The sequence below is a fragment of the Staphylococcus sp. HMSC059F04 genome, from assembly GCF_001812565.1.
GTDB classification, from domain to species: Bacteria; Bacillota; Bacilli; order Staphylococcales; family Staphylococcaceae; genus Staphylococcus; species Staphylococcus lugdunensis.
Map to the genome: position 1 here is coordinate 25,142 of NZ_KV809467.1, position 20,442 is coordinate 45,583.

At 34.7% G+C, this 20,442-nt stretch carries 21 protein-coding genes and 1 other annotated feature; of the genes, 11 read left to right on the top strand and 10 right to left on the bottom strand.

Going from position 1 to position 20,442, the window contains the following annotated elements; genetic code table 11:
- Nucleotides 1-231: a DUF3923 family protein gene (locus tag HMPREF2864_RS04460; protein WP_002461108.1), complete on the bottom strand. Its 231-nt coding sequence runs from the start codon at nt 229-231 to the stop codon at nt 1-3.
- A gap of 237 nt (nt 232-468) precedes the next feature.
- Between HMPREF2864_RS04460 and HMPREF2864_RS04465 the strand changes: the two genes are divergently transcribed.
- On the top strand, nt 469-726 hold the full coding sequence (locus HMPREF2864_RS04465) for a hypothetical protein (protein WP_002461107.1): 258 nt from the start codon (nt 469-471) through the stop codon (nt 724-726).
- Between the two features lie 480 nt (nt 727-1,206).
- Complete coding sequence (locus HMPREF2864_RS12140; protein WP_002479244.1) at nt 1,207-1,371, top strand: hypothetical protein; 165 nt, start codon at nt 1,207-1,209, stop codon at nt 1,369-1,371.
- Between the two features lie 343 nt (nt 1,372-1,714).
- Here HMPREF2864_RS12140 and HMPREF2864_RS04470 read toward each other — a convergent pair whose 3' ends face one another.
- The 5 genes from HMPREF2864_RS04470 to rpsF form a co-directional block, all read right to left on the bottom strand.
- A complete protein-coding gene (locus HMPREF2864_RS04470; RefSeq protein WP_002492167.1) occupies nt 1,715-1,912 on the bottom strand; it encodes a hypothetical protein in 198 nt (65 codons plus the stop codon).
- 942 nt (nt 1,913-2,854) lie between these two features.
- The gene (locus HMPREF2864_RS04475; protein WP_002479242.1) at nt 2,855-3,103 is read right to left on the bottom strand and encodes a hypothetical protein; all 249 of its coding nucleotides are present in this window, start codon (nt 3,101-3,103) and stop codon (nt 2,855-2,857) included.
- A 699-nt stretch (nt 3,104-3,802) separates the two neighbouring features.
- On the bottom strand, nt 3,803-4,045 hold the full coding sequence (gene rpsR, locus HMPREF2864_RS04480) for a 30S ribosomal protein S18 (RefSeq protein WP_002461103.1): 243 nt from the start codon (nt 4,043-4,045) through the stop codon (nt 3,803-3,805).
- Nucleotides 4,046-4,091: 46 nt separating this feature from the next.
- Complete coding sequence (ssb, locus tag HMPREF2864_RS04485; protein ID WP_002461102.1) at nt 4,092-4,601, bottom strand: single-stranded DNA-binding protein; 510 nt, start codon at nt 4,599-4,601, stop codon at nt 4,092-4,094.
- Between the two features lie 21 nt (nt 4,602-4,622).
- Complete coding sequence (gene rpsF / locus HMPREF2864_RS04490) at nt 4,623-4,919, bottom strand: 30S ribosomal protein S6 (protein WP_002461101.1); 297 nt, start codon at nt 4,917-4,919, stop codon at nt 4,623-4,625.
- A 317-nt stretch (nt 4,920-5,236) separates the two neighbouring features.
- Between rpsF and HMPREF2864_RS04495 the strand changes: the two genes are divergently transcribed.
- Both HMPREF2864_RS04495 and HMPREF2864_RS04500 read left to right on the top strand, forming a co-directional pair.
- Nucleotides 5,237-6,022 carry a GH25 family lysozyme gene (locus HMPREF2864_RS04495; protein ID WP_002479241.1) on the top strand — a complete coding sequence of 262 codons (786 nt, stop codon included), beginning with the start codon at nt 5,237-5,239 and terminating at the stop codon, nt 6,020-6,022.
- 61 nt (nt 6,023-6,083) lie between these two features.
- Entirely contained in the window at nt 6,084-6,275 is a 192-nt protein-coding gene (locus HMPREF2864_RS04500; RefSeq protein ID WP_002479240.1) for a hypothetical protein, read from the top strand.
- A 239-nt stretch (nt 6,276-6,514) separates the two neighbouring features.
- Here HMPREF2864_RS04500 and ychF read toward each other — a convergent pair whose 3' ends face one another.
- The 4 genes from ychF to HMPREF2864_RS04520 all read right to left on the bottom strand — a co-directional run bounded on the left by ychF (nt 6,515) and on the right by HMPREF2864_RS04520 (nt 9,762).
- Complete coding sequence (gene ychF, locus HMPREF2864_RS04505; protein ID WP_002479239.1) at nt 6,515-7,612, bottom strand: redox-regulated ATPase YchF; 1,098 nt, start codon at nt 7,610-7,612, stop codon at nt 6,515-6,517.
- Nucleotides 7,612-7,827 carry a DUF951 domain-containing protein gene (locus HMPREF2864_RS04510; RefSeq protein ID WP_002479238.1) on the bottom strand — a complete coding sequence of 72 codons (216 nt, stop codon included), beginning with the start codon at nt 7,825-7,827 and terminating at the stop codon, nt 7,612-7,614. The genes ychF and HMPREF2864_RS04510 overlap by 1 nt, the downstream gene beginning before the upstream one ends.
- A 17-nt stretch (nt 7,828-7,844) precedes the next feature.
- The gene (locus HMPREF2864_RS04515; protein ID WP_002479237.1) at nt 7,845-8,726 is read right to left on the bottom strand and encodes a mechanosensitive ion channel family protein; all 882 of its coding nucleotides are present in this window, start codon (nt 8,724-8,726) and stop codon (nt 7,845-7,847) included.
- Nucleotides 8,727-8,934: 208 nt separating this feature from the next.
- Nucleotides 8,935-9,762, bottom strand: coding sequence for a ParB/RepB/Spo0J family partition protein (locus HMPREF2864_RS04520; RefSeq protein ID WP_002492025.1), 828 nt, complete (start codon nt 9,760-9,762; stop codon nt 8,935-8,937).
- Between the two features lie 272 nt (nt 9,763-10,034).
- Nucleotides 10,035-10,427: a binding site (T-box leader), on the top strand.
- Nucleotides 10,428-10,495: 68 nt separating this feature from the next.
- On the opposite strand from HMPREF2864_RS04520, the gene HMPREF2864_RS04525 reads away from it, so the two are divergent.
- The 7 genes from HMPREF2864_RS04525 to HMPREF2864_RS04555 all read left to right on the top strand — a co-directional run bounded on the left by HMPREF2864_RS04525 (nt 10,496) and on the right by HMPREF2864_RS04555 (nt 20,438).
- Entirely contained in the window at nt 10,496-11,590 is a 1,095-nt protein-coding gene (locus HMPREF2864_RS04525) for a PLP-dependent transferase (RefSeq protein ID WP_002479235.1), read from the top strand.
- 4 nt (nt 11,591-11,594) lie between these two features.
- Nucleotides 11,595-12,770 carry a cystathionine beta-lyase MetC gene (gene metC / locus HMPREF2864_RS04530; protein WP_070545216.1) on the top strand — a complete coding sequence of 392 codons (1,176 nt, stop codon included), beginning with the start codon at nt 11,595-11,597 and terminating at the stop codon, nt 12,768-12,770.
- Complete coding sequence (locus tag HMPREF2864_RS04535) at nt 12,724-14,562, top strand: bifunctional homocysteine S-methyltransferase/methylenetetrahydrofolate reductase (RefSeq protein WP_070545218.1); 1,839 nt, start codon at nt 12,724-12,726, stop codon at nt 14,560-14,562. The genes metC and HMPREF2864_RS04535 overlap by 47 nt, the downstream gene beginning before the upstream one ends.
- Nucleotides 14,559-16,787, top strand: a complete 2,229-nt coding sequence (metE, locus tag HMPREF2864_RS04540; RefSeq protein ID WP_002461091.1) for a 5-methyltetrahydropteroyltriglutamate--homocysteine S-methyltransferase — start codon at nt 14,559-14,561, stop codon at nt 16,785-16,787. Before HMPREF2864_RS04535 ends, metE begins: the two co-directional genes overlap by 4 nt.
- Nucleotides 16,788-17,011: 224 nt before the next feature.
- Complete coding sequence (locus HMPREF2864_RS04545; RefSeq protein ID WP_070545220.1) at nt 17,012-17,755, top strand: cyclase family protein; 744 nt, start codon at nt 17,012-17,014, stop codon at nt 17,753-17,755.
- 224 nt (nt 17,756-17,979) lie between these two features.
- On the top strand, nt 17,980-19,095 hold the full coding sequence (locus HMPREF2864_RS04550; protein ID WP_070545222.1) for an NAD(P)/FAD-dependent oxidoreductase: 1,116 nt from the start codon (nt 17,980-17,982) through the stop codon (nt 19,093-19,095).
- Nucleotides 19,089-20,438 (top strand): nucleoside recognition domain-containing protein, encoded by a 1,350-nt coding sequence (locus HMPREF2864_RS04555; RefSeq protein ID WP_070545224.1) that lies wholly within the window; start codon nt 19,089-19,091, stop codon nt 20,436-20,438. The genes HMPREF2864_RS04550 and HMPREF2864_RS04555 overlap by 7 nt, the downstream gene beginning before the upstream one ends.
- The last annotated feature ends 4 nt before the right edge of the window (nt 20,439-20,442 follow it).

A 20,442-nucleotide genomic window follows, 5' to 3' on the forward strand; every position in this document is an offset into this window, starting at 1 on the left:
TTACCGCTTTCTGTATTTAACGATAATATTAATAATCAGCCATACAATCTGAATTATAAATGGAATAATGTAAGCGATTAAAAGTACAATCAAAGCGTACATTCGAGCTTCAGGTGACTGTACCATGCCAGAACCATCTACTTTCCGAATCAAAATAGCCAACGACATGCCTGCAAACGTAATTATCCAAAAAACAGTCACAATCCACCATATGATCCATGACGTTTTCATAAATATCAACAAGTCCTTTTCTAATTATTGTGTATTTACAAACATTTTAAAAAAATTACGAAATAATAGCAATTATACATGAATGATGCACAAAAAACGCGCTGTTAAATTCGTTTATTATATAACAATGCTATTTTGAAGTTCCAAAATTAATAAGTTGATTATTTTTGAGAATAGGCATAATATATATAAATATCAAGAATATATAAAGGACTATTACTTATTGGAGGTTATGTTATGAGCTCACATGCTTTATTTAACTTAAGAACAAAACGTAACTTAGAAATTAATGAATTAACAGATTTATTAAATAAAAAATATGGTACACATTATGAGCCACATCAATTATGGGAGTGGGAAAATCATCAACATGAACCAGAATTTAAAGACGCTATGAATTTAGCCGATTTCTTTGATGCACCATATGAATTATTTGTGGAAAGTAAATATCAAGAATATCAACAACAATTAGAAGACGTAGATATTCGTCTCTAAGTTTATATTGGGCGCAGGACAGCATTCATTGTGAATTCATAGTCCCGGCGCCACGGCATGGTTGACTAAGATTTTAAATAGCTTAGTATAAGCGTATTTGCAATCCACTCAACGACAATATATGATTACGAAATATCAAAAAGCTCCCTTCAAAGTTTTCATTTTTTCAATGTCTACGTTGAAGGGAGCTTATCATTATGTCTCAGACGTTATTTTTATACAACGCACACCCGCCCTGGGTTGGAAGACGGGTGCGCTGTATGTGTAAGAACACATATAACATTAGGCATAATATTCACTATGTTCGCGCCTATCTGAACATACTTTAATTTTATCACAGACTCGTAATTTACAACATCTTTACACCTTATTAACAAACGATTCGAGCTAACATATTATATTAAATTTTATATTCTAATACATGTTATAATTATGTAAAAATCAATGATTAAAATATACGTATATGGAGGCATAATTAAGATGAAATTCATTAACTTTAGTACAATGACTGAAAATGGTTTAAATAAGAAAGTAAATCAATTTTTAGAAGAAAATCCTTATATCGAAATTATTAAATTTGATTACCAAGTTGGAACAGGTGGCTATGGCGTGGGCATACTGTATCAAGATCGTAAAACGTACTAATATTATCATTGGCCTGATGGATGCAATGGGGCGGGACAGCATTTATTATAAATTCGTAGTCCCGCCACGGCATGGTTGACTAGGATTGAAAAAGCTTAGTATAAGTGCATTTTCAATCCACTCAACGACTGCCAATATTTAGTTCAAATCCTAACACATAATGATGTCCCAGTCCTTTTTATATTATTTTGACTCATGACTATATGTAAGTATTTAAATATAATTAGTGATACCCGTTGTATATATATCAGTATTTTTCACTAATATTATTTACATGTATTTCTTTTAATTTATTATTAGTGTATTCAAAATAACCTTGCCCGTTTGCTGTGTTGATTTAAAATTAATTATTACTTCTATCTTTATTATACTTAGCGTGTAAATAAATTAATGCAATACCTATCAATATAATAATCACATGACCGATAATGCCTAGAAGTTTAGATTCGTCTAAATTTAAAACATTAAAAACGATTGGCTGTAATATAATTAAGATTAAAAGGTACAAAATCACTTTCATAGAAGTAAAATACTTTGCCATAGTTACACTCCTGTCTAATTATTCTTATTGCTATTTCTGAAATTCTCATCCGCTTTTCTGTAAATTATATGATTATTGCATGTATTATGGAACCAATAACGTTTATTATTACTTCGCATGTATGGCCTCCATAAATACTTTTTATATTTACCACATATGATAACAAATATCTCCAAAGCTGAAAATGAAGCCTTTTTATCAATATACAATTATGTTATACGATCTTGCAAACTCAAATTACATACAATAAATGATTCCGTTCAAGCGTCTGAAATGATCTTTTTATTTAAAATAAGAAAAATAAATTACTACTGTTACATATACCAGACCGATAAACCCATGCACTAATAGGTTAATATAAATCTGTCTTTTGTTCATATTATTACCTTTATATATCCTTCTATAATTTAAGTTATAGAAAAAAGTACAAGTTACAGAATATAATACTATAAATAATAAGCCTAATAGCAAAGCCACATAAATATTCAAAACCTTTTACCTCGCTTATAGTCATCTTAATTATAAGTGTAACATAGGACGTTGATGCAATGAGAGCGGGACAGCATTCACTATAAATTCGTAGTCCCCGCCCTGGCAAGGCTGACTAAGATTGAAAACAACTTGGTATCAACATATTTGCACTCCAGTCAACTACTGTCAATATAGAGTTCATAGCCTAAAACATAATGATATCCCAGGTCCTTTAATAAATGGTTCTATAATTCTCAAAACACAAAAATAACTCCATAAGCCTATGCTTACGGAGTTTTACAATAAACTATATATTAGTTTTTCTCTTTAATATAGGAATATTTTATATCATTTCATTCGCTATTAAAATGCTTATATAACAATATTTATAGCTATAATATTAATGAGTTAATATTCATACTCTTGCCCTTTATTTCAAAAGTACGCCCTTTTTTTGCCCTCTTTTATTTACTAATCACTTTGTTTTTCTTTTCTAAAAACCATATCGTAAACAAATGAGATTACCGCTAATACAATCCCTAATGTTAAAAGTCCATTTAATCCATTATCACTGTAAATATTAATAATGTTTAACGAACTTATTTTGTCAGCAAGCCGATTAGTTATATGTATATTAAAATAACTTAATAAATATGTACCTATCACAAAGATAGCAATAATGAATATAAAATCGCCTAGTGTTTTTAAAAATTTACTCATCCTTGTTTTCCTTTTTAGCTTTGGCTATTAATATTAACATCATTATCAAAGGAAACGCTATAAGAAAGTAAATCATTCTAACAACCTCCTATGTATATTTAATATCACTGTATCAAATATGAGTATTTGGTTCAATTGCGTTTTCGCTTAAACCCATTCTTAATATCTCTCAATAGAGCGTTACTCCCCAATCAATTTGAAATAGTCTCCATAGTAAACGCTATAATTTTACCTATTAATTCCATATATATGACCTCCATAGGCTTTTAATTATATTTGCCACGAATGAACGCAAATTGACATACCTAATATATCTATATGTCTAAAAGCTCAATTATTCGTTCTGATATATCTCAGTGAACAATTGGTTCTATTAGTTATATACTATCTAGTATATAAAGAAATCTTGTGCACACTTAACCTACATAGTTATTCCCCACTGTAACTTAGGACGTTGATGCAATGGAAGCGGGACAGCATTCACTATAAATTCGTAATCCCCGCTCTGGCAAGGCTGACTAAGATTGAAAACAACTTGGTATCAATATATTTGCACTCCAGTCAACTACTGTCAATATATAGTTCAGAGCCTAAAACATAATGATGTCCCAGGTCCTTTAATAAACGGTTCTATAATTCTCAAAACACAAAAACAACCCCATAAGCCTATGCTTACGGGGTTTTATAATAAACTATATATTAGTTTTCTTCTTTAACATATGGTAATAATGCCATATGACGTGCACGTTTGATAGCTGTTGTCAACATACGTTGATATTTAGCTGAAGTACCAGTTACACGACGTGGTAAAATTTTACCGCGTTCTGAGATAAAACGTTTCAATAACTCAGTGTCTTTATAGTCGATATGTGTAATGCCATTTGCTGTGAAATAACATACTTTTTTACGACGACGTCCGCCTCTTCTTGGTCCACCTGCCATGGTTAACTGCCTCCTTTAATATTTTTTATTTCATGCGTTCATTTTTTTAGAATGGTAAGTCATCATCACTAATATCAATCGGTCCATTAGCATTGGCAAATGGATTATCGTTTTGATTAGATTTTGATGCGTTATTGTTATTATATGACGTATTTTGTCCTGATTGTTGACCACCGAATCCTTGACCATAGTCTTGGAATTCATTGTTTTGTGAACGTTGGCCACCATGTTGTGCGTTCTTAGGTTCAAGGAATTGAACACTGTCGCATACAACTTCGGTAACAAAAATACGACGACCTTCTTGATTTTCATAACTACGTGATTGTAAGCGACCATCAACGCCGGCTAAACTACCTTTATTTAAATAGTTATTAACGTTTTCTGCTTGTCTTCTAAAAACAACACAGTTGATAAAGTCAGCTTCGCGTTCCCCTTGAGCATTCGTGAATGTACGATTAACAGCTAAAGTAAAAGTCGCTACACTTACGCCTGAGGGAGTAGTTCTGTATTCTGGATCTTTGGTTAAACGACCTACTAATACAACTCTATTTAACATATAAGCGCCCCCGTCTAATTATTACTTATCTTGGTCTTCACGGATAACGATGTAACGAATGATATCATCATTAATCTTAGCTAAACGTTGGAATTCGTCAGTCGCTCTATTGTTATCTGTTTTAATGCGTACGATGTTATAGAAGCCTTCTTTGAAATCTTCAATTTCATAAGCAAGACGGCGTTTACCCCAATCTTTTTCTTCTAAAACTTCTGATCCTTCTGAAGCTAAGATACCGTTAAAACGTTCTACTACAGCTTTTTTAGCATCTTCTTCAATATTTGGACGTACGACATACATAATTTCATATGTTCTCATTTTATAATTGCACCTCCTTGTGGTCTATGCGGCTTATTAACTTTATCAATAAGCAAGGAATAATTTTCATTACTCACAGTCCATAATTATAGCATAGGGTTTTACTTTTTACAATCTATATTATTTTGTCTTTTACATGACGCATACCGCCAAAATATAGTGCGCATTTTATTTTTAAATCAAACTTATTGCCTATTTCATATATCGAGCAATACGCATGGTTGCTAATACATTTTAAATATTTTACCCTCTATACGAACCATTCAAAAAATATTTAAACACTTTCAACTGTAGTTTACATAATAAGGAGGCTCTTAATGTTTATAAAAATATCACGATCGATTATAACCCTCTTAATTTTACTGACAACTCTATGTACCACCACAGCTTTAGCAGAAAAACCAGTATATCAATATCATAAAGGTACAATGGGCTCTGGTTACAAACAATACATAAATAGTGGTGCAGGCGGCCGAGGAGGCATGCCAACTAAACCACGGGCAAATGTTTCGTCATCCAGCAAAAGAATTTTAGATATATCTGAATGGCAAGGTGCACTTACCGATGCTCAAGTAAAAGCATTAAAGAAAAACTATGACTTCATCATTATTCGCGGACAATATGGCTCTGAATATGTCGATAAATGTTTAGCAAACAATTCTGCACTTTTAGATAAATACAATATGAAATTTGGTGTTTATTCTTATAGTATGTATGAAAATGCCGATGATGCGCGTTATGAGGCTCGAACACTTCATCAACGTGCACCTAAAGCTGATTTTTACATTAATGATTATGAACAACAAACGGTTAAATCTGGTGATGAAAATACTGCCACTCAAGCTTGGGCTGCTGAAATGAAAAAGTTAGCGGGAAATAAAAAGGTATTGTTCTATTCTTACGAGAATTTCATGTTAAATCATGTTGCTAACGCCATTAATGCTTATGATGGATGTTGGTTAGCAGCGTATCAACAAACTGAACCTCAAAGCGAACATGTCCTATGGCAATACACGGATCACTATTATGCATCTGAACTCAAACAAAATGTTGATGCTAACTATGTAAGTCAAAATCTTAATCAGAATTTTTTTATCAACTAGGTTAAATAGCACTTTACAAAACAGAACGTATGTTCTATAATATCGATGTGAGGTGTTTAACATGCAGTTAAATTTAGATTGGTCTAAGGATTTTCAAGAATTTCAAGACATTCTAAATAGTGGTATCCACCCAGATTGGCTCTATTGTGCTAAAGCAAACTTGGTACTTCAACCCGCTTATACTGGTGAAGGTAAACAGTTTTTTAGCACAGAAGATATTGTTGAAGCGAGTAAAGTGATACCTTTCTTTTAAATCATCTTGACATTATCTTATTCATAAATAGTGACATGAAACAATTACGACCATACCAATTTTGTAGTATAAGTCTTCAGTTAACTAACTTATTCATTCAATTTTAACTTAAATCACAATATATACTTTTCCAAAGTTAATAAATAAAAACAATGTAAGCCCCTCGTCACATTAGCCATTTTCGAAGCTTACATTGTTTTTTATCTATGAGTTAGCAATTTATTGTTATCATTCCAATTTTAGACATTGAATCTAAAGTGAACAATATCTCCATCTTGCATGATATAGTCTTTACCTTCTAAACGTTGTTTCCCAGCTTCTTTTGCACCTTGTTCACCATTATATTCGACATAGTCTTTATAACTTGTTACCTCTGCACGAATGAAACCACGTTCAAAATCTGTATGGATAATACCTGCACATTGTGGAGCCGTCATACCTTGTTTAAATGTCCAAGCACGTACTTCTTGCACACCCGCCGTAAAATATGTTGATAAACCTAACAAATCATAAGTCGTACGGATAAGTTTATTTAAACCAGGTTCTTCAATGCCTAAGTCTTCCAAGAACATCGCTTTATCTTCATCATCAAGTGTTGCAATCTCTTCTTCAATTTTTGCACTGATTACGATAACCTCAGAATCTTCCTTTGCAGCATACTCTCGAATTGCTGTTACTTTATCGTTTTCTACATCGCCAATTTCATCTTCTCCTACATTAGCGATATATAACATTTTTTTAGATGTTAATAGCTGTGCTTGATTAACCCATTTTTGATCTTCTTCATTAAACTCAAGGCTACGCACTGGATTGCCTTCTTCTAAAGCTTCTTTAATACGATTTAGAATACGCATTTCCATTTCTGCTGTTTTATCTTTTTGACGAGCCATTTTTTCAATACGTGGTAAACGCTTTTCAACTGATTCTAAGTCTGCAAGCACGAGTTCCATATTAATGACTTCGATATCTTCTAACGGATTTACGCGACCAGCGACATGTGTCACATTATCATCATCAAATGCACGTACAACTTGGCAAATTGCATCTACTTCACGAATATGTGATAGAAATTTATTGCCTAAACCTTCTCCTTTAGATGCACCTTTAACAATCCCAGCAATATCTGTAAATTCAAATGCTGTAGGAATCGTTTTCTTTGGTTCTACCATTTCTGTTAATTTATCTAAACGCGTATCTGGCACTTCCACAATCCCAACGTTAGGATCAATGGTAGCAAACGGATAGTTTGCTGCTAAAGCCCCTGCTTTAGTAATTGCGTTAAATAGGGTAGATTTGCCTACATTAGGTAAACCTACAATACCTGCTGTTAAAGCCATTATTCATTCTCCTTACTTTCTGTATCTTGCTGTGATACAACGATTTTTTTCATTTTCTTATTAAACGTCTGCCGTGGAATCATGATGCTGCGATTACATTTTTCGCATTTGATACGAATATCAGCGCCCATACGAATAATTTTAAATCTATTCGCACCACAAGCATGTTGTTTTTTCATTTCTACTATATCATTTATTCCATACTTTGACGTCATAAAGTTACCTCCAATCCTTATTTGCTCTTTTGTTGACTTTCGTATTGAGAAAAGACCGGTTGAGGCAATTTAATACCTTCTTGGACAAACAATTTTTGAATTTCCTTACGTAAAATACGTGCACCAGCTGCACCTTCACCAGGAATGGTTTCTGCAGAAATTCTAAATGTTACTTTATTATTCTCAATTGCATCTATCCCAAGAACAACTGGATCTGTTACAAATAAATAATACTTACTACGCATTGACACAAACAATTTATTTAATTTCTTTTCAACTGCATCTAAATTCTCTTCAACTGATACAGGAATAACTACAATTGCAGTACCGTTCGTAATTGAAAAGTTTGTTATCTCACCCATGCTACCATTAGGAAGAATAGTCAATTCTCCAGTTATTGTATTAATGCGTGTTGATCGCAAACCAATCGATTTAACTGTACCTTCTGCAACTGTCGTTCCACCGCTATTGATTTTAACATAATCTCCAACATCAAATTGGTTTTCAAAAATAATAAAGAATCCCGTGATAACATCTTTTACAATCGTTTGGGCTCCGAAACCTACAGCTAATCCCACCACACCAGCGCTAGCAATAATGCCTTCTACACTTATTCCAAATTTACTTAAGACGGTTGTAATAACGATAAACCAAACAATATATTTTACGACATTTTGTACAAGGGATATGAGTGTTTTCGAACGTTTTTTATTTCCTTTTTTACTCTTGTTTTGGATTTTAAACGCTTGAGCAATAATTTTATTTAAGATGGATATAACAATGATTGCTACTAAGATATAAATTAAGATTAAAGCTAATTTTGTAATTAAGTTTTCATATGTTTCGACCTTAGTTAGCGGTTCGAATAATGATGCTAGTACATTTTTTATTTGATTCATTTATGCAAACCTCCCTATGTTTCGACAATTATGCCATTATATATAAATTCGGTTATACCGTCATCCGTCTACGGTTCGAATAATGAACAACATCACGATCTTTGTTTTCATTTTCCACCGCTATATAGTAACACCTTATTGCTATCATATGCATGCACTTTTTATTATCCGAACCTCAAATTGGGTAAGTAAGACTAAAAAACGTGCATTACTTATCATGCAATAATTTAATTAACCGCTCAAATTCTTCTTTCGACTTAAATTCAAACGTAATTGCACCAACTTGTTTTTTAGTAGAGATATCAACTTTTGCACCATATTGTTCTCGTAATAACCGCTCTTGTTTTTGAATGAATTTAGGTTTTAGTGGTTCCTTAGTTACTTTGGGGTAAGGCTGACTTCCCTCTTGAATGTTGTTCACATACTTTTCTAAATACCTTACACTCCATGATTCTTTAAACGCTTTTCTGCCCACTTGAATCATACGTTGTTTATCCTTGATTCCGAGTAATGTTCTGCCATGTGCGCCGCTGAGTTCTCCTCGTTGTACACTATCTTTAAGTGATGGGGGCAAATGCAGAAGTCTTAACATGTTGGCAATATATGGACGCGATTTACCTAAGCGATGCGCGACTTCTTGTTGCGTAAGTTGCAAATCGTCCATCAATCGTTGATAACTTTCTGCTTCTTCAATTGCATTTAAGTCTTCACGCTGTAAATTTTCAATAATAGCGAGTTCCATCATATCTGCATCAGATAACTCTTTTATAATTGATGGCAACTTTGTCAATCCAGCAAGTTGAGAAGCTCTATAACGTCTCTCACCTACTACAATATAATATCCTTGAACCGTTTGTCTGAGCACAATGGGTTGTAAAATACCGTGAATTTTAATTGACTCAGCTAAATCGTTTAGTCGTTCTGCATCAAAATTTTTCCTTGGTTGATATGGATTAGGCATAATTTCTTCAATTGCAATCCATCGTATCTGCTCATCTTCATTTATCTGTAGGCGATGATCATTTTCTATAGCCACTAATTCTCACCTCATCTTCCCTTTACTAAATTTATTTTATACATCAAATGATTGTGTTCTATTACTTTATATTATTTTAAAAATTAATTGTGGTTTTCACAAGTGCTAACCGTACCCTTAGCCAAAAAATAAAATCTTTTTATCTAATTTATCTCGCATGTTTTATCGTTTACGATAATCTATCGGAATTAATTTTCTAATCTAAATTTTCAGAAAAGTTGTTGACAAATTAAATTTTGAGCTGTAAGCTATGAAATATCATTACAAAAACACTACACACTGTAATAAGGAAAGTAGAGCATACACTACAAGCACAGAGAGTTTCCATTTGCTGAAAGGAAACATTGGAAGCATGTTTGAAAATGGCCTTTGAGTGTTGATACCAATAGGAGGTATCAACGGGTTCGCCCGTTATAGCGATACAGTATTAACATTTTGTTGAATGGCGTACTGGAATGCAATACGTCACGACATGCCGGTTAATACTCATTTAATTCTTTAGAACTAAATGAGTTTTTTAATGTGTTCTAAATTCACATTAATCGTGGCTAAACGTGATATTCGTTTCACTTATGTCTAGACAAATATGGCGTACTGAATGAGGTTACTTTAGCAATAAAGTAACAAACAAAGGTGGTACCGCGAAACAAGCTTTCGTCCTTTACATCCGATAACTATCGGTTTTAAAGGACGGAAGCTTTTTTTATTGAAAAACGGAATGGAGGACATTGATATGAAAGATACACAATTGGCTCAAATCGCTTTAACTAAAGATGCGACCGGCGCCATTGCGAATCCCATTTATTTATCAACAGCATTTCAACATCCTCATCTTGGTGAATCAACAGGTTATGATTATTCGCGCACAAAGAATCCAACACGCAGTGCATTTGAGGAAGCGTTCGCTGCACTAGAACAAGGCGTTGCCTCATTTGCGACGTCGAGTGGCATGGCCGCTATCCAACTTATCTGTAACCTCTTTAAACCAGGTGATGAAGTGCTTGTCGCATTTGATTTATATGGCGGGACATTTAGACTGTTTGATTTTTATGAACAGCAATATGGCATTAAATTTAAATATGTCGATTTCTTAAATTATGATGACGTTTTACAGCATATCAATGCACATACTAAAGCATTGTTTATTGAACCAATCTCAAATCCACAAATGATAGAAATTGATGTCACGCTTTATTATGATCTCAGTCAGCGTCATGGATTATTGACGATTATCGATAATACGTTTCTTACGCCATACTTATCGACACCGTTGACTGAAGGTGCTGATATAGTACTACATTCAGCAACAAAGTACATTGGTGGCCATAATGATGTGTTGGCTGGCGTCGTCACGGTCAAGGATACGCAATTAGCAGAAACATTAGGTCAATTTCATAATATGACTGGTGCAACACTCTCACCATTAGACAGTTATTTATTACAGCGTGGTTTAAAAACACTTCATCTCCGAGTTGAACGGGCTCAACAAAATGCCCAACAACTTGCACAGCGTTGTAACGACTTAGCAGCTATTGATGAAGTTTTATATAGCGGACGAACAGGCATGCTAAGCTTACGTCTCAACAAACATTATTCAGTTGCTAAATTTTTGGAAAATTTAGAAATTTGTATATTCGCTGAAAGTTTAGGTGGAACAGAAACTTTTATTACTTTTCCATACACGCAAACACACGTCGATATGCCAGATGAAGAAAAGGATAAACGTGGCATCGATGAATATTTAATACGTTTGTCTATAGGTATTGAACATTACCAAGATATTGAAGCAGATATTATTCAAGCTTTAACACAAGCTAAAGAGGAGTGATGATATGGCTTTATCTAAAGAAACTGAAGTCATTTTTGATGAACGACGCGGTATTGATTATGACTCAGCAAACCCACCACTGTATGATTCTTCAACATTTCATCAACAAGTATTAGGTGGCAATGCACCATTTGATTACGCACGTAGTGGCAATCCAAACCGGCAACTGCTTGAAGATAAATTAGCTAAGTTAGAAGGTGGGACTTACGCGTTTGCTTATGCTTCAGGTATTGCAGCTATCTCGGCTGTATTGTTAACGCTGTCGTCCGGAGACCATGTCATACTTCCTGATGATGTTTACGGAGGTACATTCCGTTTAACAGAACAAATATTGAACCGTTTTGGTATTGAATTTACAACTGTCGATACCACACAACCCAATAACATTGAACAGGCGATTCAATCTAACACAAAGTTGATTTATGTTGAAACACCATCGAATCCATGTTTTAAGATCACTGATATTCGTGCTGTCGCCCAAATCTCACAGCAACATCAGTTATTATTAGCGGTTGATAATACATTTATGACACCACTAGGCCAGTCACCTTTAGCATTAGGCGCTGATATTGTTGTACACTCAGCAACTAAATTTTTAAGTGGTCACAGTGACATTATTGCAGGTGCCGCAATTACAAATCGACAAGATGTCGCTCAAGCACTTTACTTATTACAAAACGGTACTGGCACCGCATTATCAGCACAAGATAGTTGGACACTAGCTAAACACCTTAAGCCTTTGCCAGTACGCTTTAAGCAAGCTACAGCCAATGCAGAACGGCTAGTCGAATTTTTATCTCAACGTTCTGAAATTTCCGAAGTTTATTACCCAGGAAATCATGCTAAACATCTGCAACAATCATCTAGTGGCGGTGCTGTCATAGGCTTTAGATTAAAGGATGAGTCAAAAGCACAAACCTTTGTTGATGCATTGACACTACTATTAGTTTCCGTCAGCTTAGGCGGTGTTGAGACAATTTTATCTCATCCAGCTACTATGTCACATGCAGCTATTCCAGAAGATGTGCGAAATCAACGCGGTATTACGTTTGGCTTATTCCGATTAAGTGTAGGATTAGAACAACCTGACGAACTGATTGCCGACATCAAATTTGCACTAAAGGAGGCTTTTAATGAGTCAATTTCTCAACCAGTTACAAAACAATATCTTAGTAGCTGATGGCGCTATAGGTACTATTCTTTATTCAGAAGGCTTAGATACTTGCCCAGAAGCCTATAACTTAACTCATCCTGATAAAGTTGAACGAATTCATCGCTCATATATCGAGGCAGGCGCCGATGTTATTCAAACCAACACATATGGTGCTAATTTTGAAAAATTAAAACCCTTTGGTTTAGAACATAAAGTTAAAGAAATTCATAAGGCTGCTGTTAAAATTGCAAAGCGCGCTGCGACTAAAAATACATTTATATTAGGTACTGTAGGCGGATTTCGCGGTATTAAACAAGATGATATTTCTTTATCAACGATACAGTATCATACGGAAAATCAAATTGATACGTTGATTGAAGAAGGTGTAGATGCACTGCTATTTGAAACATATTACGACTTAGATGAATTGAAACGTATTGTTACCTGGACTAAACGTAATTATGACATTCCGGTAGTCGCACAATTAACCGCTTCAAACACAACTTATCTTGTTGACGGTACAGAAATCAATGATGCCTTAGCACAACTTGTTACTTGTGGTGCTGATGTGGTTGGCCTGAACTGTCATCACGGACCACATCATATGGAAAAATCATTTTCTCACATCGCATTGCCAGATAATGCATATATTTCGTGTTATCCCAATGCCAGTTTACTAGATATTGAAAACAGTGAATTTAAATATAATGACAATGCACAATACTTTGGTGCTGTAGCAGAAAAATTAATCGAACAAGGTGTACGCTTGATTGGGGGTTGTTGTGGAACGACACCACAACACATTCATTACATTAAATCCTCGGTGTCACACCTCTCACCTGTTAACCATAAAAAGGTTATTCCTATTCATAAAAAGAGTAATCAGCGTCGAACAGATTCGATAAAACAATCACTAACTTCTAAAGTTAAACAAGGCCCAACGGTAATTGTCGAACTAGATACTCCAAAGCACTTGGATACAGATTTATTCTTTGAAAATATAGGAAAATTGGATGCAGCACATATCGATGCTGTAACGTTAGCAGATAATTCGCTGGCCACTGTTCGCATTAGTAACATCGCTGCTGCCAGTCTAATTAAACAGCGCTATGACATTGAACCTTTAGTACATATTACCTGCCGAGATCGTAATTTAATTGGCTTACAATCTCATTTATTAGGCCTATCTTTAATAGGTGTCAATGAAATTTTAGCTATTACTGGAGATCCATCTAAGGTAGGACATTTACCAGGTTCAACGAATGTCTACGACGTCAACTCTAAAGGTTTAACAGAATTAGCTTTACGTTTTAATCAAGGTATTAATACAGACGGTGATGCGCTGAAGAAACATACCAACTTCAACATCGCTGGCGCTTTCGATCCAAACGTACGAAAGTTAGATGGCGCTGTAAAACGCTTAGAAAAGAAAATAGCAAGCGGCATGAGTTATTTCATTACACAACCGGTTTATAGCAAAGAAAAAATCATTCAAGTGTATGAAGCAACAAAACATCTAAATATACCTATATTTATAGGAATTATGCCTATTGCAAGTTACAACAATGCACTATTTTTACATAATGAAGTGCCAGGCATCAAGATGTCAGAAAGTGTATTAAATCAGTTTAAAGCAGTTAAAGATGATAAAGAAAAGACGAAAGAATTGAGTTTAAGACTATCAAAAGATTTGATTGATACAGTACATCAATATTTTAACGGATTGTATATCATCACACCATTTCAACGTGTAGATTACTCTCTAGAACTCGCAGCGTACTCACGATCAATCACCACTAATAAGGAGGCAATATTATGACAACAATTAACACTTCAAATTTAGGATTCCCAAGATTAGGTAGAAAAAGAGAATGGAAAAAAGCAATAGAAAGTTATTGGGCTAAAAAAATTGATAAAGCTGAATTAGACCAAACATTAACTGACTTACACAGAGAAAATTTACTACTTCAAAAAAATTACAATTTAGATAGTGTACCTGTAGGAGATTTTTCACTTTACGACCATATTCTCGATACATCTCTATTATTCAATATTATCCCTCAACGTTTCCAAGGCCGAGAAGTGAATGATGATTTATTATTCGATATCGCACGCGGAAATAAAGAACATGTAGCTAGTGCCTTAATCAAATGGTTCAATACCAACTATCACTATATCGTACCAGAATGGGACAATGTTACTCCTAAAATCGAATATAATGCTTTGTTAGAACGCTTTAAATATGCACAATCACTAAATATCAATGCACATCCTGTCATTGTAGGACCTATTACTTTTGTAAAATTATCAAAAGGCGGTCATCAATCTTTTGAGGAAAAAGTGCGTGCATTACTACCACTTTATAAAGAAGTGTTACAACAATTAGTTGACGCTGGTGCACAATACATTCAAGTAGATGAACCGATATTAGTTACTGATGGCAGCAGTGATTATGAAACAATCACGAAAGAAGCATATGATTATTTAGCTCATGATGGCTTGGGCAAAAAATTAGTCATTCAAACATATTTTGAACGTGCTAATGTTAAATTCTTAAGTACTTTAGCAGTTGGTGGCTTAGGTTTAGACTTTGTTCATGACAATGGTTACAACTTAAAACAAATTCAAGCCGGAGACTTTGATCGTTCAAAAACATTATACGCAGGTATTATCGATGGTCGTAATGTATGGGCTGCAGATATTGAAGCTAAGAAAAATCTCATTGAAACATTGCAACAATATACAGAACATATTGTGATTCAACCATCATCATCATTATTGCATGTTCCAGTATCATTAGATGATGAAACATTAGAAGCGTCAGTCGCTGAAGGGTTAAGCTTTGCTACTGAAAAATTAGATGAATTGGATGCGCTTCGTCGTTTATTTAACAACAATGATAGCACTAAATATGATGCACTAAAAGCACGTTATGAACGTTTCCAAAGTCAATCATTTAAAAATCTTGAATATGATTTTGAAAGTGTACGTACACATCGTCAATCAGCATTCCCAGCTCGTAAAAAAGCTCAAGATGCACGTTTACACTTACCTGACTTACCTACAACAACGATTGGATCATTCCCGCAAACACGGGAAGTGCGTAAATATCGAGCAGATTGGAAAAATCATCGAATTTCAGATAAAGCCTATAATGATTTCTTAGAAAGTGAAATTGCGCGTTGGATTAAAATTCAAGAAGATATCGGTTTAGATGTGTTAGTTCATGGTGAATTTGAACGTAATGATATGGTTGAATTCTTTGGAGAAAAATTACAAGGTTTCCTTGTAACAAAATTTGGATGGGTACAATCTTATGGCTCTCGTGCCGTAAAACCACCTGTAATTTACGGTGATGTAAAATGGACCGAACCACTTACTGTTAAAGAAACAGTATACGCTCAAAGTTTAACAGACAAACCGGTAAAAGGTATGTTAACTGGTCCTGTAACCATTCTGAACTGGTCATTCGAACGTGTCGATGTACCTCGTAAAATTGTACAAGATCAAATTGCATTAGCAATCAATGAAGAAGTGTTAGCACTTGAAGCTGCAGGCATCAAAGTAATTCAAGTAGACGAACCTGCATTACGTGAAGGCTTACCACTACGCTCTGAATATCATGCACAATACTTAAAAGACGCAGTACATTCATTTAAACTTGCGACATCATCTGTGCGAGATGATACACAAATTCATACGCATATGTGTTATTCTCAATTTGGTCAAATCATCAATGCGATTCATGAATTAGATGCTGATGTGATTTCAATTGAAACATCACGTAGTCACGGCGATTTAATTCAAGACTTTGAAGATATCAACTATGATTTAGGTATTGGTCTGGGCGTTTATGATATCCATAGTCCACGTATTCCTACTGAAAATGAAATTGAAACGGCAATCGATCGTTCACTTCAACAAATTGATCGTTCACTCTTCTGGGTTAATCCAGATTGCGGTTTAAAAACACGTAAAGAAGATGAAGTTAAAGCTGCTTTAACCGTCTTGGTAAATACCGTGAAGAAAAAACGCGCTGAATAAGACACATCTTATATTTCTTAATACGCTGATGATTTATGATGGGAGCGGGACAGAGTTTAATATGAATTCGTAGTCCGGCACCGGCAAGGTTGACTAGGATTAAAAAAGCTTGGTATAAGTGCTTTTCAATCCAGTCAACAACTGCCAATATAGGGCTCAGAGCCTAAAATATGATGATATTCCAGACTCATCACGATTAATATTATTCAAAGTAGGTGATTGTAATGACAACTTATCCTTTATGGGAACAGCTTCATCAATTAAAATCAGCACAATGGGTTGACCTTACACATACGTTTGATCCAGATATTCCTTGTTTTAGTGAATTCGAAAAGGGTCAAGTGGATACACTATTCACTGTAAAAGAACACGGCTTTTACGTGCAACGTTGGAATATTGTGACACAATATGGCACACATATTGATGCACCTATTCACTTTGTTGAAGGTAAACGTTATTTAGAAGACTTAGATTTAAAAGAACTCGTTCTGCCTCTTATCGTGTTGGATTTTTCTAAAGAAGCTGCTGACAACAATGATTTCGTCGTCACTCGAGCTCATTTAGAAGCCTGGGAAGCGAAACATGGTCAAATTGAACCTGATACCTTTGTCGCTTTGCGTACGGATTGGTCAAAACGCTGGCCTGATATAGAACGCTTTGAAAACAGAGATGCTAAAGGTCAACAACATTTACCAGGTTGGGGACTTGACGCATTAAAGTTCTTACTAGAAGAACGTCAGGTAAAATCTATTGGTCACGAAACATTTGATACAGATGCTTCAATAGATACAGCTAAAAATGGTGATATTGTTGGTGAACGCTATGTGCTAGGTCAAGACACATTCCAACTTGAATTATTGACTCATCTTGATCAATTACCAACCCGTGGTGCCATTATTTATGCCATTAGTCCTAAACCTAAAAATGCACCAGGATTCCCCGTTCGTGCATTTGCAATTAAGCCTTAAATAGCTCATGTTTTATATCATTAAGGCATCAACTTGCCTCCTAATAATGCCTCATCTATGATAACCAGAACAACCAAGGTACACACCCTCAAGCCTTGGTTGTTTTTATGATTCTTACTTTATTCAATCTTCTACTTATTACTTTCATTTGAATTCACCGGATATTCATTATATAATTACAAATCGTAATCATTACTATTTATAACATATAAAGGAGTATATATATGTCTCAACATCACTCTATTATTATTGTTGGCGCTGGTGCAGCTGGCATTGGAATGGCGATTACCCTTCAAGATTTTAACCTATCTGACGTCTTAATTTTAGAAAAAAATAGTATTGGTCATTCTTTTAAACAATGGCCAAAGTCAACCAGAACCATTACACCATCATTTACTACTAATGGCTTCGGTATGCCTGATATTAATGCCGTGTCAATCGATACTTCTCCAGCGTTTACCTTTAAAGAAGAGCACCTTTCAGGTTCAACATATAGTGAATACTTGGAATTGATTAGTCAACATTATCAATTAAATGTTGAAACCAAGACAACTGTAAACAGTATAGAAGCAAAGAAAGATTGTTATTACATAAAGACAAATCATGGCGATTACTCTGCTGATTATTTATTTATTGCTACTGGTGATTTTGACTTTCCATATCAACCATTTCAATATGGTCGCCATTACAGCAAGATCCATGATTTCAACACGTTAGGACAAGACAACAAACGCTACACTATTATCGGTGGTAATGAAAGTGCTTTTGACGCTGCCATACATCTGTCTAACGTCGGTGCCCAAGTATCAATTTATGCACAGCAATCAAGTTTCAATCAAGTGGATGCAGATCCAAGTATTCGCTTATCATCATATACCTATCATCGTTTGAAAAGTGCCATGTCTGATGGTGCTCAAATTGATATGCATACACCTTATACATTAGCATCTATCTCATATGATAATGACATCTATACTTTAACGTTTACAAATGGGCTTATTACTCAATCTGAAACTGAGCCTATTATTGCAACTGGTTTTGATGTCAGGGCCAATCCATTGGTACAACAACTTTTTGATATTAACGGTCAAGACATTAAACTTACAGACCAAGACGAATCAACACGATATCCAAATGTGTTTATGATTGGTGCAACAGTCCGCCATAACAATGCAACGTTATGCTACATTTATAAATTTAGAGCACGTTTTGCGGTATTAGCGAAGATAATTGCTGATCGTGAAGGGTTATCAGACAATCAAAATATCGTTGACCGCTATAAGCATAATCAAATGTACCTAGATGATTATGAATGCTGTGATGTGAACTGCTCATGCTAGAGATAACCTTTGATTTAAAAAATGGTACACATGATGCCATACCACATGATATTCATTATCTAAAGTTAACAAATATTACTAAACTAACAACCCAGCAACAAACTTTATTACGCCAATGGATTGTAAAACATCAATTAGATATTTCTTTGTATGAACGTATATTAGTAAGTCCTTTGAATAGTGAAGCCATTGTGAAACAACTCACTCAATTTGTACAGTTATGCAAAACGATACAACCCAAAAAACGTGATATGTCTTTCGGTTGGTTATTGATTGTGATTATGTTTGCACTACCCGTATGGGGGGCGTATCATTTTTCAGCATGGTTACAAACTGCTTATGTAGAAGAAGGCATACAACATTTAGCCAAGCTATCTCTATTCAGTCAACATTGGGTAAATTCGATATTATTTGGAGATTATGGCATTGGCTCACTAGGTACTTATTCACTTATATGGGCGTTACCAGTAGTTATATTAATCAGCTTATCGACAGCCATTGTTGCTCAAACACATCTTAAAGAATATATTGTATGGGCTATCGAGCCTACTATGAAAAAGTTGGGCCTACACGGAGCTGATATCATCCCCGTGCTTGAAGGCTTCGGTTGTAATGCTGCAGCGGTATCACAAGCGGCTTCTCAATGTCACCAATGTACTAAAGCACAGTGTATGAGTTTGATTAGTTTTGGTAGCTCTTGTAGCTATCAAATTGGTGCAACCCTTTCTATTTTCAACGTAGCACAGCGCTCTTGGTTATTTGTACCGTACTTAATTTTAGTCTTTTTAGGCGGTATGTTACACAACCAGTTGTGGAGGAACCGACAACAGCTAAGATTAATAACCAATTCGAACTTTTATCACAATTTTAAATTTCATTGGCCACAGTTTTTTTCTTTATGTAATGCTTTATGGTGTAATGTGCGTATGTTTTTGCTACAAGCATTACCTATTTTTATAGGCATTTGTGTTATTGTTAGCCTCTTAGCATTAACGCCCATATTAACGTTTATTTCACAAATTTTTATGCCTTTATTATCTTATCTCAATATACCAACACAGTTATCTCCCGGTATATTGTTTTCAATTATACGCAAGGACGGCATGTTGCTTTTCAATATGCATGATGGATTCTGGCTTAAGGAGTTAAGTAGTTTACAGTTGCTACTATTAGTGTTTTTCAGCTCAACGTTCACATCATGTACTGTCACAATGACTATGTTAATACGACATTTAGGATGGTTGCAAAGCTTGAAAATGATTTCACAACAAATGATAACTGCAAGCATGTGTATAACGGTTACATGGTTTATCGTTCGTATCTGCACCATTTGGCTACATTAATAAG